The organism is Streptomyces sp. NPDC032940 (assembly GCF_040636935.1).
In the GTDB taxonomy this organism is placed as follows: Bacteria; Actinomycetota; Actinomycetes; order Streptomycetales; family Streptomycetaceae; genus Streptomyces.
Genome location: NZ_JBEZVJ010000015.1, coordinates 124,402 through 137,950 on the forward strand (window position 1 = coordinate 124,402; position 13,549 = coordinate 137,950).

Annotated in this window: 14 protein-coding genes and 1 riboswitch; of the genes, 1 reads left to right on the plus strand and 13 read right to left on the minus strand. The window is 71.4% G+C overall.

Annotated features, from left to right (window positions below; translation table 11 throughout):
- Window positions 1-52: 52 nt before the first annotated feature.
- The 8 genes from AB0E77_RS19935 to rpsB all read right to left on the minus strand — a co-directional run bounded on the left by AB0E77_RS19935 (window position 53) and on the right by rpsB (window position 7,519).
- On the minus strand, window positions 53-1,144 hold the full coding sequence (locus tag AB0E77_RS19935; RefSeq protein ID WP_361572380.1) for a thiamine ABC transporter substrate-binding protein: 1,092 nt from the start codon (window positions 1,142-1,144) through the stop codon (window positions 53-55).
- A 79-nt stretch (window positions 1,145-1,223) separates the two neighbouring features.
- Window positions 1,224-1,329: riboswitch (TPP riboswitch) on the minus strand.
- A gap of 36 nt (window positions 1,330-1,365) precedes the next feature.
- On the minus strand, window positions 1,366-2,472 hold the full coding sequence (gene rlmN, locus AB0E77_RS19940; RefSeq protein WP_361572383.1) for a 23S rRNA (adenine(2503)-C(2))-methyltransferase RlmN: 1,107 nt from the start codon (window positions 2,470-2,472) through the stop codon (window positions 1,366-1,368).
- Window positions 2,473-2,516: 44 nt separating this feature from the next.
- On the minus strand, window positions 2,517-2,693 hold the full coding sequence (locus AB0E77_RS19945; protein WP_361572385.1) for a hypothetical protein: 177 nt from the start codon (window positions 2,691-2,693) through the stop codon (window positions 2,517-2,519).
- 88 nt (window positions 2,694-2,781) lie between these two features.
- A complete protein-coding gene (locus AB0E77_RS19950) occupies window positions 2,782-3,951 on the minus strand; it encodes a phosphatidate cytidylyltransferase (RefSeq protein ID WP_361572388.1) in 1,170 nt (389 codons plus the stop codon).
- The gene (gene frr, locus AB0E77_RS19955) at window positions 3,951-4,508 is read right to left on the minus strand and encodes a ribosome recycling factor (protein ID WP_014675285.1); all 558 of its coding nucleotides are present in this window, start codon (window positions 4,506-4,508) and stop codon (window positions 3,951-3,953) included. Before frr ends, AB0E77_RS19950 begins: the two co-directional genes overlap by 1 nt.
- A 181-nt stretch (window positions 4,509-4,689) precedes the next feature.
- The gene (gene pyrH, locus AB0E77_RS19960) at window positions 4,690-5,448 is read right to left on the minus strand and encodes a UMP kinase (RefSeq protein ID WP_361572390.1); all 759 of its coding nucleotides are present in this window, start codon (window positions 5,446-5,448) and stop codon (window positions 4,690-4,692) included.
- Window positions 5,449-5,654: 206 nt separating this feature from the next.
- Window positions 5,655-6,491, minus strand: coding sequence for a translation elongation factor Ts (tsf, locus tag AB0E77_RS19965; RefSeq protein ID WP_361572393.1), 837 nt, complete (start codon window positions 6,489-6,491; stop codon window positions 5,655-5,657).
- Between the two features lie 146 nt (window positions 6,492-6,637).
- A complete protein-coding gene (rpsB, locus tag AB0E77_RS19970) occupies window positions 6,638-7,519 on the minus strand; it encodes a 30S ribosomal protein S2 (RefSeq protein ID WP_361572395.1) in 882 nt (293 codons plus the stop codon).
- A 272-nt stretch (window positions 7,520-7,791) separates the two neighbouring features.
- On the opposite strand from rpsB, the gene AB0E77_RS19975 reads away from it, so the two are divergent.
- Window positions 7,792-8,412, plus strand: a complete 621-nt coding sequence (locus tag AB0E77_RS19975) for a M23 family metallopeptidase (protein WP_361572398.1) — start codon at window positions 7,792-7,794, stop codon at window positions 8,410-8,412.
- A gap of 49 nt (window positions 8,413-8,461) precedes the next feature.
- Here the strand turns inward: AB0E77_RS19975 and AB0E77_RS19980 are convergent, their stop codons facing one another.
- The 5 genes from AB0E77_RS19980 to AB0E77_RS20000 all read right to left on the minus strand — a co-directional run bounded on the left by AB0E77_RS19980 (window position 8,462) and on the right by AB0E77_RS20000 (window position 13,451).
- Complete coding sequence (locus tag AB0E77_RS19980; RefSeq protein ID WP_361572469.1) at window positions 8,462-9,019, minus strand: helix-turn-helix domain-containing protein; 558 nt, start codon at window positions 9,017-9,019, stop codon at window positions 8,462-8,464.
- Between the two features lie 128 nt (window positions 9,020-9,147).
- Window positions 9,148-9,990: an RNA polymerase sigma factor WhiG gene (gene whiG / locus AB0E77_RS19985; RefSeq protein ID WP_361572401.1), complete on the minus strand. Its 843-nt coding sequence runs from the start codon at window positions 9,988-9,990 to the stop codon at window positions 9,148-9,150.
- A gap of 283 nt (window positions 9,991-10,273) precedes the next feature.
- Window positions 10,274-11,467 (minus strand): DNA-processing protein DprA, encoded by a 1,194-nt coding sequence (gene dprA / locus AB0E77_RS19990; protein WP_361572403.1) that lies wholly within the window; start codon window positions 11,465-11,467, stop codon window positions 10,274-10,276.
- The gene (locus AB0E77_RS19995) at window positions 11,464-13,089 is read right to left on the minus strand and encodes a YifB family Mg chelatase-like AAA ATPase (protein ID WP_361572406.1); all 1,626 of its coding nucleotides are present in this window, start codon (window positions 13,087-13,089) and stop codon (window positions 11,464-11,466) included. The genes dprA and AB0E77_RS19995 overlap by 4 nt, the downstream gene beginning before the upstream one ends.
- Window positions 13,089-13,451 (minus strand): YraN family protein, encoded by a 363-nt coding sequence (locus tag AB0E77_RS20000; protein ID WP_361572409.1) that lies wholly within the window; start codon window positions 13,449-13,451, stop codon window positions 13,089-13,091. The genes AB0E77_RS19995 and AB0E77_RS20000 overlap by 1 nt, the downstream gene beginning before the upstream one ends.
- Window positions 13,452-13,549 lie beyond the last annotated feature (98 nt).

Here is a 13,549-nt window from a genome sequence, read left to right on the forward strand (position 1 = left end):
CCCCCGCCCCGCCGCCGGGGGACGGCGGGGCGGGCGGCCTTGGCCGGTCCGGTCACTTCAGGAGGAGTGAGGTCCACGACTTGACCCACTGGTCACGGTTGTCGGCGATCTTCTCGGGGTCCAGGGTCTGCGGGTTCTCGGCCTGCGGCCCGTACTTCACGAACTCCGGCGGCACCTGGGCGGCTTCGCGCACCGGGTACACGAACATGTTCAGCGGCATGTCGTCCTGGAACTTCTTGCTGACCAGGAAGTCCAGCAGCGCCTTTCCGCCCTCGGTGTTCTTCGCGTTGCTCAGCAGGCCCGCGTACTCGACCTGACGGAAGCAGGTGCCGGTGGCGACGCCGGTCGGCGCGGTGTCCGGCTTCGGATCGGCGTAGATCACCTCGGCGGGCGGCGAGGACGCGTAGGAGACCACGAGGGGACGGTCGCCCTTGGCCTTCTTGCCGCCGGCCGAGCCGGAGAACTCCTCGTTGTACGCCTGCTCCCAGCCGTCGACGACCTTGACGCCGTTGGCCTTCAGCTTCTTCCAGTACCCCTCCCAGCCCCCGTCCCCGTACTTGGCGGCGGTGCCCAGCAGGAAGCCGAGGCCGGGCGAGGAGCTGCCGGCGTCCTCGGTGACGAGGAGGTTCTTGTACTCCGGCTTGATCAGGTCGTCGAAGGAGTCGGGCGGGGTCAGCTTGTGCTCGCTGAAGTACGCCTTGTCGTAGTTGACGCAGATGTCACCGGTGTCGATGGGGGTGACGCGGTGCTTGTCCTGGTCGACCCGGTACTCGGGCAGGATCATGTCGGAGCCCTTGGGCTCGTACGGCTGGAACAGGCCGTTGTCCAGCGCCCGCGACAGGAGGGTGTTGTCGACGCCGAAGAAGACGTCGCCCTGTGGGTTGTCCTTGGTGAGGATGGCCTTGTTGACGGCCTGCCCGGCGTCGCCGTCCTCGAGGACCTTGACCCGGTAGCCGGAGCTCTTCTCGAACTCGGCGATGACGCTCTTGGACGCGGCCCACGAGTCATGGCTGACGAGGGTCACGGTCCTGGCACCGGCGGACCCCTGGTCGTCGCCGTCGGACGACGACGATCCACAGGCGGCCAGGCCGCCGACGAGACCGAGCCCGACCGCCAGGACGCCGGCCTTCTTGGTGATGCTCACGGAATTCCTCCTGGGTTACCAGGAGAAGACGCGGCCCCGCCCGGACCCCTTGGCGAGGGACCCGGGCAGGGCGCAACAGCTCGAGTGATGACCGATCTCCCTACCCAGAATGACCTGGGCCAGGTTCGGAGGGTCTGCGGCCGGTGCCGCACTCTCAGCGCTGTGGCGCTCCCCTGTCGGAATATGAAGATGTCTGAAAACGCGGGTGTACGCCGGTCAGACTACCGCTCGCCGGCGGCGAGCTGACCACACGCCCCGTCGATCTCCTGGCCACGGGTGTCCCGGACGGTCACCGGCACACCGTGCGCCTCGATCGCCGCGACGAACGCCTTCTCGTCCTCGGGCCGTGAGGCGGTCCACTTCGAGCCCGGCGTCGGGTTGAGCGGGATGAGGTTGACGTGCACCGGCTTGCCCTTGAGCAGCCGTCCGAGCCGGTCGCCGCGCCACGCCTGGTCGTTGATGTCCCGGATCAGCGCGTACTCGATGGACAGCCGGCGCCCGGACTTCGCCGCGTACTCGAACCCGGCGTCCAGCACCTCACGCACCTTCCAGCGCGTGTTGACGGGGACGAGGGTGTCGCGCAGCTCGTCGTCGGGGGCGTGCAGGGAGATGGCGAGCCGGCACTTGAAGCCCTCGTCGGCGAACCGGTGGATCGCGGGGACGAGACCGACCGTGGAGACGGTGATCCCGCGCTGGGAGAGCCCCAGCCCGTCGGGCTCGGGGTCGGTGAGCCGACGGATGGCCCCCACGACCCGGTTGTAGTTGGCGAGCGGCTCGCCCATCCCCATGAAGACGATGTTGCTCAGCCGCGCCGGTCCGCCCGGCACCTCGCCGTCCCTGAGCGACCGCATGCCGTCCACGATCTGGTGCACGATCTCGGCGGTGGACAGATTCCGGTCGAGCCCGGCCTGCCCGGTCGCGCAGAACGGACAGTTCATGCCGCAGCCGGCCTGGGAGCTGATGCACATGGTCACCCGGTCCGGGTAGCGCATCAGCACGGACTCGACGAGCGTGCCGTCGAAGAGCTTCCACAGCGTCTTGCGGGTGGTGCCCTGGTCGGTCGACAGATGCCGGACGACCGACATCAGCTCCGGCAGCAGCGCTTCCCGCAGCCCTTCGCGCGAACCGGCGGGGATGTCGGTCCACTGCTCGGGATCGTGCGCGTACCGCGCGAAGTAGTGCTGCGAGAGCTGCTTCGCACGGAACGGCTTCTCACCGATCGCGGCGACGGCCTCCTTGCGCTCGGCAGGGCTGAGATCGGCGAGATGCCGCGGCGGCTTCTTGGCTCCGCGCGGGGCGACGAATGTGAGTTCTCCGGGATTAGGCATGACCTTCCCAGTGTCGCAGATCCACCGGGGTGGCCGGGCCGCCCTCAGAACAGGCCCGCGACCAGGGCGACGACGGTGCTGGCGTACTGCTTCGTGCGGTGCCACGGTCCGCAGTAGCGGCGCACTCGGCGCCGGCCCCCTTGATCGAGCAGGGCCTTGCACCACACGCAGGGCAGGTCGCCGTGGTATCTGCCGTCGTCTCCCCGTCTCGCCTGCGCCATGGCGGAACCCTAGACGATCACTGGACGACCGCAAAGAGAACGGCCCCCGCCCTGTTCGGGCGGAGGCCGTTCATCGGAACCGTGCAGGTCAACCCGACCCGACGAAGATCACCAGCAGCATCCACACCACCGGTGCCGTCGGCAGGAGGGAGTCGAGGCGGTCCATGATGCCGCCGTGGCCGGGCAGCAGGGTGCCCATGTCCTTGATGCCGAGGTCCCGCTTGATCATGGACTCGCCGAGGTCGCCCAGCGTCGCGCTGACGGCGACGGCGAGGCCGAGCAGCAGGCCCTGCCACCAGGTGCCGTCGTCGATGAGGAACTGCATGCACAGCGCGCCCGCCACCATCGAGAACGCCACCGCGCCCAGCAGACCCTCACGGGTCTTGCCGGGGCTGATGCGCGGGGCCAGCTTGGTCCTGCCGAAGCGCCAGCCGACGGCGTACGCGCCGGTGTCGCTGACGACGGTCAGTATCAGGAAGACCAGGACCCGCCAGGCACCGTCGTCCGCCATGAGCATCATCGCGACGAAGGTGGCGAGGAAGGGCACGTAGAACGCCGCGAACAGGCCCGCCGTGACGTCCTTGAGGTAGCCCTCCGGCGGCTCGGTCATCCGCCACACGAGGACCGCCAGCGCCGTGAGCGCCATGGCGACCCACGCCCCCTCGGCACCGCGCACATACCCGGCGACCACCATCGCGGCGCCGCCGATCGCGAGCGGCACGAGGGGCGCCTTGATGTCCTTGCGCTCCTGGAGCCGCGAGGTCAGTTCCCACAGACCCACCACGACGGCTGTCGCGACGACGCCGACGAAGACGGCCTTGACGACGAACAGCGACGCGATGATCACGACGCCGAGCCCGACCCCGACCCCTATCGCGGAGCCCAGGTCGCGCCCCGCGCTCTTCTTCTGCGGCTGCTGCTGCGGCGACGGCTGCGGCGGCTGCTGGGCGTCGGGCATGGGCTCCGGATTCTGCGGCACCGCCGCATACGGCTGTGCCGACGGGGTCTCGCCGCGGTGGGTGTCGTCGCGGAACGGCTCGTCTCGGAACAAGGGGCCGCTCAGCCGAGCGGCCCCCTGGTCGCCATCCTGGTCTCCGCCGTGTTCGGGTACGTCGGGCACGATGGGCATGGGGCGAGTCTGCTGCGCGTTGTGCGCATCGTACGCGGGACCCGCCGGGGCAGCCCCCTGGAGGGGCCCCTGGTCGGACGGCCCCCAGTACCCGGCTTGTGGCGGCGCTCCCCAGGAAGAGTCGTTCATCAGACCTCGAGCAGTTCGGCTTCCTTGTGCTTCAGGAGCTCGTCCACCTGGGCGACGTACTTGGCGGTGGTGTCGTCGAGCTCCTTCTCCGCACGGCGGCCCTCGTCCTCGCCGACCTCGCCGTCCTTGATCAGCTTGTCGATGGCGTCCTTGGCCTTGCGGCGCACGGAGCGGATGGACACCTTGGCGTCCTCGCCCTTGCCCTTGGCGACCTTGATGTACTCGCGGCGGCGCTCCTCGGTGAGCTCGGGGAACACCACCCGGATGATGTTGCCGTCGTTGCTCGGGTTGACGCCGAGGTCGGAGTCGCGGATCGCCTGCTCGATGTTGCGCAGGGCGCTCTTGTCGAACGGCGTCACCACGGCCATGCGCGGCTCGGGCACGGAGAACGAGGCCAGCTGGTTGATCGGCGTCGGCGCGCCGTAGTAGTCGGCCACGATCTTGTTGAACATCGCCGGGTGCGCACGGCCGGTGCGGATCGCGGCGAAGTCCTCCTTGGCGACCACGACGGCCTTCTCCATCTTCTCCTCGGCCTCGAGGAGGGTCTCTTCGATCACCACTTGCTCCTGCGTGTCTTGAGTAGGCCCGGCTGCGGTCCTTGTCGGAGCTGCGGCCGGCTGCGTCGCGTCTTCTTCCTGCACGGTTCCCGACCGGCGGGACAATGTCCATCCCCCGGCCCGGCCCCGTCCCGTCCGTCCCCCGGACAGGTGGCGTCCGCGGACGGGGATGGTTCTCCGGTCAGTCCCGGTTGCCTTGGTCACCCACAAGCGTGCCGATCTTCTCACCCTTGACGGCGCGGGCGATATTGCCCTCCTTCAGAAGTTCGAAGACGACGATCGGGAGGCTGTTGTCGCGGCAGAGCGTGACGGCGGTGGCGTCGGCGACCTTCAGGTCGCGGGTGATGACCTCGCCGTACCCGAGCGCGTCGAACTTCACGGCGTCCGGGTTGGTCTTCGGGTCGGAGTCGTAGACCCCGTCCACGCCGTTCTTGCCCATGAGCAGTGCCTCGGCGTCGATCTCGAGGGCGCGCTGGGCGGCGGTGGTGTCGGTGGAGAAGTACGGCATGCCCATACCGGCGCCGAAGATGACCACGCGGCCCTTCTCCAGGTGGCGCACGGCGCGCAGCGGGATGTACGGCTCGGCGACCTGGCCCATGGTGATGGCGGTCTGCACGCGGCAGTCGACGCCCTCCTTCTCCAGGAAGTCCTGGAGGGCCAGGCAGTTCATCACCGTGCCGAGCATGCCCATGTAGTCGGAGCGGGCGCGGTCCATGCCGCGCACCTGCAGTTCGGCGCCGCGGAAGAAGTTGCCGCCGCCGATGACGACGGCGATCTGCGCGCCGTCGCGGACGACGGCCGCGATCTCGCGGGCGATGGCGTGCACCACGTCGGGGTCGACGCCCAGGCCCCCACCGCCGGAGAAGGCCTCCCCGGACAGCTTCAGCATGAAGCGGCCGCGTACTTTGTCGTCGTCGCTCTTCTCGGCCTTGGTGGTCATGGAGATCTCGCCTCTTTTACGTGGGTCACACACACGAAGAAGGCCATTGCCGGCGGGGGCGGGTTTCGCATCCCATACGCGGCAATGGCCTCCTCGTCAGATCTGCTGTCGTCCGCCGCCACGCGCATGTGCACAGCGGCAGACGGCAACGGCGCGGACGACTGCTGTCGACCCTACCGGGGTCGTGCGTCCGTCGCGGTACGGACTCAGATGCCGACCTTGATGCGCGAGAAGCGCTTCAGGCTGACACCGGCCTCGTCCAGCACCTTCTGCACGGACTTCTTGTTGTCCAGGGCGTAGGGCTGGCCGAGCAGGGTGGCGTCCTTGAAGAAGCCGTTGAGGCGACCCTCGACGATCTTCGGCAGGGCGGCCTCGGGCTTGCCCTCGGCGCGGGTGGTCTCCTCGGCGACGCGGCGCTCGGACTCGACGACCTCGGCCGGGACGTCCTCCTTGGAGAGGTACTTCGGCGCGAAGGCGGCGATGTGCTGGGCGACGCCCTTGGCGATCTCGGCGTTCGGCTTGTCCAGCTCGACGAGGACACCGATCTGCGGGGGCAGGTCGGGCATCGTGCGGTGCATGTACGCGGTCACGTAGCCGCCCGAGAACTGCGCGAAGCGGTCCAGGACGATCTTCTCGCCCAGGTTGGCGTTGGCCTCGTCCACGAACGCCTGGACGGTCTTGCCGGGCTCGATCTCGGAGGCGAGCAGGGCCTCGAGGTCGGCCGGGGCGGCCTTGGCGACGTGCTCGGCGATGGCCTTGGCGACGTTCTGGAACTTCTCGCCCTTGGCGACGAAGTCCGTCTCGCACTTCAGCTCGACGAGGACGCCCGAGGTGTTGTCGTCGGCGATGATCGAGACGACGGCACCGTTCTCGGCGGAGCGGCCCTCGCGCTTGGCGACGCCCTTCTGGCCCTTGATGCGGAGCGCCTCGACGGCCTTCTCGACGTTGCCCTCGGCCTCGTCCAGCGCCTTCTTGCAGTCCATCATGCCGGCGCCGGTGAGCTCGCGAAGCTTCTTGACGTCGGCGGCGGTGTAGTTCGCCATGAGTCTGTGAGTCTTTCTGGAAGTCTTGAAAGATCGGAGATCCGCACGGGCCCGCGATCGGCAGGACCGGATCGCGGGCGTCATGTCGGCCTACGGGTGAGCGGCGGGGGCGGGGTTCATGCCGCCCCCGCCGTCAGCACCGTGGGTCAGGCCTGCTCGCCCTCGGCCACCTCGGTGGCGGCCTCCTCGACGGCCTCGGAGACCTTGGCGTCGGGGGCGGGGGTCTCGGCGGCGGCCTCGACGGCCTCGTCCTTCTTCTCGCCCTCGAGCAGGTCGCGCTCCCAGGCGGCCAGCGGCTCGCCGGCGGCCTTGTCGCCCTTGCCCTCGGTGGCGACACCGGAGCGGGCGATGAGGCCCTCGGCGACGGCGTCGGCGATCACGCGGGTGAGCAGGGTGACGGAGCGGATCGCGTCGTCGTTGCCCGGGATCTTGTAGTCGACCTCGTCGGGGTCGCAGTTGGTGTCGAGGATGGCGACGACCGGGATGTTGAGCTTGCGGGCCTCGCCGACCGCGATGTGCTCCTTCTTGGTGTCCACGATCCAGACGGCGCTGGGCACCTTGGACATCTCGCGGATACCGCCGAGGGTCTTCTCCAGCTTGGCCTTCTCGCGGGAGAGGACCAGCAGCTCCTTCTTGGTGAGGCCGGAGGCGGCCACGTCCTCGAAGTCGATCTGCTCGAGCTCCTTCAGGCGCTGCAGGCGCTTGTAGACGGTCGAGAAGTTGGTGAGCATGCCGCCCAGCCAGCGCTGGTTGACGTAGGGCATGCCGACGCGGGTGGCCTGCTCGGCGATGGCCTCCTGCGCCTGCTTCTTGGTGCCGACGAACATGACCGTGCCGCCGTGGGCGACGGTCTCCTTGACGAACTCGTAGGCGCGGTCGATGTACGACAGCGACTGGAGCAGGTCGATGATGTAGATGCCGTTGCGCTCGGTGAAGATGAAGCGCTTCATCTTCGGGTTCCAGCGACGGGTCTGGTGACCGAAGTGGACGCCGCTCTCCAGCAGCTCCCGCATCGTGACGACGGCCATGGCCGTATCTCCTTGGTGTTCTCGGTTGTGCCGCGGAAGCCGGACGGCTTCCGCGCCTGACGCCCGCGATGCGCCGTGCCACAAGGGACCGAGGGGCGCTGGCACGAGCTTTTGACGGCCTCGTGTCGGGGCGTGCGAAGTCGACCCGGTCACCCGGATCGCCACCAGAAGTGTACGGGACCCGAGGGGCACCGGGTGACGCAGCTGTCCACAACCTGCGAGTGGTCCACAGGGCCGGGCCCCGGCGGGCCGTGGTGCGGGACGGTTCCCGTATGCGAGCGAGGCGATGTGCGGGTCTGTGGACGTGGGTGGCGATGGCACTGCCGGTGGCCGTGACGGCGCCGGTTCCGGCGGCGGAACCGGCTCTGCCGGTGATACCCGCGGCGGTCGCCGGGGCGGGTCCGGTGCGGGAGCCGGGCCCGGTGGTCCCGGCCGTGGCCAGGTTCTGGCCGGTCGGCAGCCGGCCCGCGGTCCTGCGGGGCTGGGAGCCTCCGGCGACGCCGTACGGCCCGGGGCACCGCGGTGTGGATCTGGCCGCACCGGCCGGGACCGCCGTACGGGCGGTGGCCGCGGGGACGGTGTCCTTCGCGGGACGGGTCGCCGGCCGGGGCGTCGTCTCGCTGGAACTGACGGGAACGGGCGCTCCGCCGCTGCGAACGACGTACGAGCCGGTGCGGGCGTCGGTGCGGGCGGGCGACGAGGTCGCCGCGGGAGAGGTGCTGGGCACGGTGGAGCCGGCGGGCTCCCACTGCGCGGCCTGTCTGCACTGGGGTGTGCGGAGAGGGGACGTCTATCTGAACCCGCTCGCACTGCTGCCGCCCTGGCTGCTCGGCTCGGGCCCGTCGAGACTGCTGCCGGTGCTGGGCGTCCCCCTCCCCGCCGGGCCGGGGTGACGGGCGGCCCGGGGGCCGCGCGCCGGAGCTCGCGAGACCCCCGAAGGGCTCAGCCCCGGACACCTCGCAGCACCATGGCGACCGCCGCCTCCGTGATCGCCGCCGGCTCCTCGGCCGCCCCCAGCTCGATCCGCCGCACGGCAGCGTCCACGACCCCCTGGAGCAGCATCGCCGCGAGCCGTGGCTGCTCGTGCCCCATCTCGCCCAGCGCCTCGACGATCATGGCGACCAGGCCACCGTGCGCCGCCCGGATCTTCTCCCGGGCACCGGCGTCCAGCTCGCTCGCTGAGATGGCCACCACGGCGCGGTGCCGCCGGTCCCCGACCAGGTCGAGCTGCCGGCGCACATACGCCTCGACCCGGCCCTCGGGCGTCGTCTCGCGCTCCATCGCCGCCTCGACCTCCGCGGCCCAGACGGGGAAGTCGACGGCGCACAGCTCCTCGACGACCGCCGCCCGCGACCGGAAGTACTCGTAGACGGACGAACGGGCGAGGCCCGTACGCTCGGCGAGGGCGGGGAAGGTCAGCGCCTCCGTCCCGCCGTCGGACAGCAGGGAGCGTGCCGCGTCCAGCAGGGCGGCACGCTGCATCGACCGGTGCTCGGCCACGGAGGCCGCTCGAATCCTTGGCACGTCACCACTTTACGGAGACGTGCCCCCGTAGGGGACCCCACCGCCCGGTACGGCGTCCTGCACCGCACCCCCGCATACGGCCGTCCGGGGGACGTCCGGCCGGGTCAGCGGCCGAATGCCGCCAGCTTGGCGCGCAGTTGCAGTACGGACTTGGTGTGGATCTGGCTGACCCGGCTCTCGGTCACACCCAGCACGTTGCCGATCTCGGCCAGGGTGAGTCCCTCGTAGTAGTACAGGGTGACGACGGTCTTCTCGCGGTCCGGCAGGGTGTTGATCGCCCGCGCCAGGAACCGCCGCAGTTCCCGGTCCTCGGCGATCTCCACCGGATTGTCGGCGGCGGTGTCCTCCAGGGTGTCCATCAGGCTGAGCCGGTCCCCGCCCTCGCCCCCCGTGTGCAGCAGCTCCTCCAGGGCCACGACGTTGGCCAGCGACAGCTGGCTGAAGACCGCGTGGAGGTCCTCCACGGCGATGCCCATCTCGCCGGCGACCTCGCCCTCCGACGGGGTCCGCCGCAGTCGCGCCTCCAGCGTCGCGTAGGCCCGCTCGACGCTCCGGGCCTTCTGGCGCACGGACCGCGGGATCCAGTCCAGCGCCCGCAGCTCGTCGATCATGGCGCCCCGGATCCGGGTGATCGCGTAGGTCTCGAACTTGATCTCCCGGTCCACGTCGAACTTCTCGATCGCGTCGATCAGCCCGAACACCCCGGAGGAGACGAAGTCCGCCTGCTCGACGTTGGGCGGGAGTCCCACGCTCACCCGGCCCGCCACGTACTTCACCAGGGGCGAGTAGTGCAGGATCAGCTGTTCCCGCAGCCGCTCGTCGCCCGTCGCCTTGTACGACCGCCACAGCTCGTCGAGCGTCGAGGGGGCGGACGGTCGCACGCTGCCACCGTCGCGGGCGGCTGGGGGGAGCGCCGCCCGGTCGGACCCGGAGGTGTGCTGGGGCATTCGTCGCCTTGTGCCGTTCTGCCGTGATGCGGTGCCCGGGGTGGGGCCGCCGGTCTGCTGTCTGGTTGTCGCCTGTGTCGCCTGTCTGCGTGGGGGTCCTCGTGAGCGTAGCGTGACTGGACTGTCGCGGTGTGCGAAGGACGGCCGGGGGGTCGTACGCAGATACGTTCCGCTGAACGCCCTTCAGGGGGGACGGTGATCGCCGAGCGTGGTCGCCCGGGTCGCCCAACTGCCGGAATCCCCAAGGGCGTCGGGCTTCCCCCGGACGGCCGAACACGCTCGGTCAGCACGGGCCGCGACCGCCGCGGACCGGGACCGTCGTCTGGCGTGTCAACTTCCAGACATCGCCGTGTCGTTCGACGTAACCGAGTGCTCGAAGCTCGTACAGTCTCGCGACCGCGTCGTCCTGCGTGGTCTGCGCACGGCGCGCGATGTCGGCCACCGCCGCCGTTCCAGGGGCGGGGAGCGCCGACAGGACCTGCCGGGTCCGGGGGTCCAGCAGGTCGGTGGGGAGCACCGGTCCCCGCCGCTCCGGGGCCAGCTCGCCCATGTCGCCGACCAGTTCCACGATCTCCGCGGCGTCGGTGACCAGGACGGCGTCGCCGCGCAGCAGTTCGTGGACGCCCGCGGACAGCCCGCTGGTGGCCGGCCCGGGCACGCCCATGGTGTGCCGGCCCAGGCGCTGGGCCGCGCGTGCCGTGACCAGCGAGCCGCTGCGCAGGGCGGCCTCGACGACGACGGTGCCCCGGGTGAGCGCGGCGATGACGCGGTTGCGCAGGACGAATCTGCTCGGCGTCGGATGGTCGCCCGGTGGCAGCTCCCCGACGACCAGCCCCTGTTCCGCGATCCTGGTGATCAACTTGGTGTGCCCGGGCGGGTAGGGGCGGTCGACCCCGCAGGCGAGGACGGCCGCGGTGGCGCCGCCCGCAGCGAGGGCGCCCCGGTGCGCGGCGCCGTCGACGCCGTAGGCTCCGCCGGACACCACGACCCAGCCGCTTTCGGCGAGGCCTGCGGCGAGGGCGGCCGCCATGTGGGCGCCGTACTCGGTGCAGGCGCGGGCGCCCACGACCGCCACCGACCGCAGCGCCCACATCCGCAGGCTGGGCCGGCCGCGCACCCACAGACCGAGGGGCCGGGCGTCCCCCAGGTCGTCGAGCTGCCGGGGCCACTCGGCGTCGCCCGGCGCCACGAACCGCACCCCGGCCGCCCGCGCGACGGCGAGGTCCGCGCGCGCGTCGGCTCCCGCGGCCCGGGCGCAGAGCCCGGCCCACCGTTTCGCGCTCACGCCGGGCAGCGCGCGCCCGCCCTCGCGCAACCGCCGCACCACCTCCGCGACCCCGCGTTCCCTCACCCACCGCCCGCCGGTCTCGTCGCCGGGCTCGATGACCCGCGTGAGGAAGACCCGGCCGAGCAGCTCACCTTCCGCGGGCTCGGCACCCGTGGGTTCCCCCGCGCCCACGCCGTCTCCCCCGCTCATGTCAGCGCCCCCAGCGCCATGGGCACGCCGCGCGGCACCCCCGTGCGCAGCTGGAGCGCCAGGGCGACGTCCCCCGCGTCGGGGCGGTCGTGGCCGACGAGGTCCGCGACCGTCCAGGCGACGCGCAGCACCCGGTCGAGGCCCCGGGCCGTGAGCACGCCCCGTTCGAGGCAGCGTTCCGCGTCGTCCAGGGCACCGGGCGCGGCGTGCCAGCGGCTGCGCAGCTCGCGCCCGGGAATTTCGCTGTTCGTGCGCCAGGGGGTGCCGGCGAGGCGGGCGGCGGCCCGTTCGCGGGCCCCTCGCACCCGGTCGGCGACCGTCGCGGTGGAGTCGCCCCTGGCGCTGCCCCCCGCCAGCTCTCTGCGCGTGACCCGGTCCACCTCGACGCGGAGGTCGACCCGGTCGAGCAGCGGGCCGGACAGTCTGGCCTGGTAGCGGCGGACCGACGCGGGCGGGCATTCGCACAGGTCGTCCCTCTGCGAGAAGCGCCCGCACGGACAGGGGTTGGCGGCCAGCACCATCAGGAAGCGCGCCGGGAAGCGCACCACGCCGGCGCTGCGTGCGATGACGACGTGCCCGGCCTCCAGCGGCTGGCGCAGTGCGTCGAGGGCGTGGCTGCTGAATTCGGGTGTCTCGTCCAGGAAGAGAACACCCCGGTGTGCGAGGGACACGGCGCCGGGCCGTGCCACGCCGGGCCCGCCGCCGACGAGGGACTGCATCGTGGCGGAGTGGTGCGGCGCGCAGTACGGGGCGACGTCGACGAGGGGTTTGCCCGGCGGCAGCAGGCCCGCCACCGAGTGCACGGCGGTGACCTCCAGCGACTCCGTCCGGTCCAGCCGGGGCAGGATCGCGGGCAGCCGTTCGGCGAGCATGGTCTTGCCGGCGCCGGGCGGTCCCTCCAGGAACAGGTGGTGCCGGCCGGCCGCGGCGACCTCCACCGCCGTACGCGCCGAGGTCTGGCCGACGACGTCGGCGAGGTCGTGCTCGTGGTCGTGGTGGGCCGCGCCCATGCCGTGCATCCCCGTGGCCGCGCCGGTGCCTGGCATGCGCAGGCCGGCCAGGAGCGGGTCGGGCCCGCCCGGCCGGTCCTGATCCTCCTCCGGCACGGGTTCGTCGGCGAGGACGGCGATCAGCTGGCGCAGGCTGCGCACGCCGAGGACGGAGACGCCGGGCACCAGGGACGCCTCGGCGGCGGCGCACTCGGGCACGACCACCTGCTCGTACCCGGCCTCCGCCGCGGCCAGGACCGCCGGCAGGATGCCCCGCACGGGGCGCACCCGTCCGTCCAGGCCGAGCTCTCCGATCATCACGATGTCGGCGAGCACACGCGGGTCGATCCGCTCCGCGGCGCCCAGGACACTGGCGGCGACGGCCAGATCGAACCCGCTGCCGCTCTTGGGCACCGACGCCGGACTGAGCCCCACCGTCAGCTTCTTCTGCGGCCACTCGGCGCCCGAGTTCACCACCGCCGCCCTGACCCGGTCACGGCTCTCGGTGAGGCTCTTGTCCGGCAGCCCCACGAGCGTGAACGCCGCCACGCCCGGTTCGAGGTCGGCCTGGACCTCGACCACCACGCCCTCGACGCCGACCAGCGCCACGGAGCACGTACGCGCGAAGCCCATCACGCCACCCCCCGCGCGTGCTCGACGACGGGCGCCCCGCGCCGTGGCAGGAGCACACCCACCAGGTCGATACGGACGCCTCCGGGCGGTGCTCCCCCGTGGGTCTGGATCCAGCGCTCGGCGAGCCGGCGCAGCCGCTCCGCCTTGTCGGGGTTCACGGCGGTCATCGGGTGCTCGAAGGCGCCGCCCCTGCGGGTCTTGACCTCGCAGACGACCAGGACGTCGCCGTCCCGGGCGACGATGTCGATCTCGCCCGTCCTGCCGCAGCGCCAGTTGCGTTCCAGGACGGTCAGTCCGGCCTCTCCCAGCCGGCGGGCGGCGAGCGTCTCGCCGTACTTGCCCAGCGCACTCCGTGCGTTCATGTCGGCACCACCTCCGGCACCAACGATCACGCAGACGGTCCAGTCCTGTGACGCACGGTGAACTACTCACCGGTTGTGGAAAACTCCGTCACCCACAC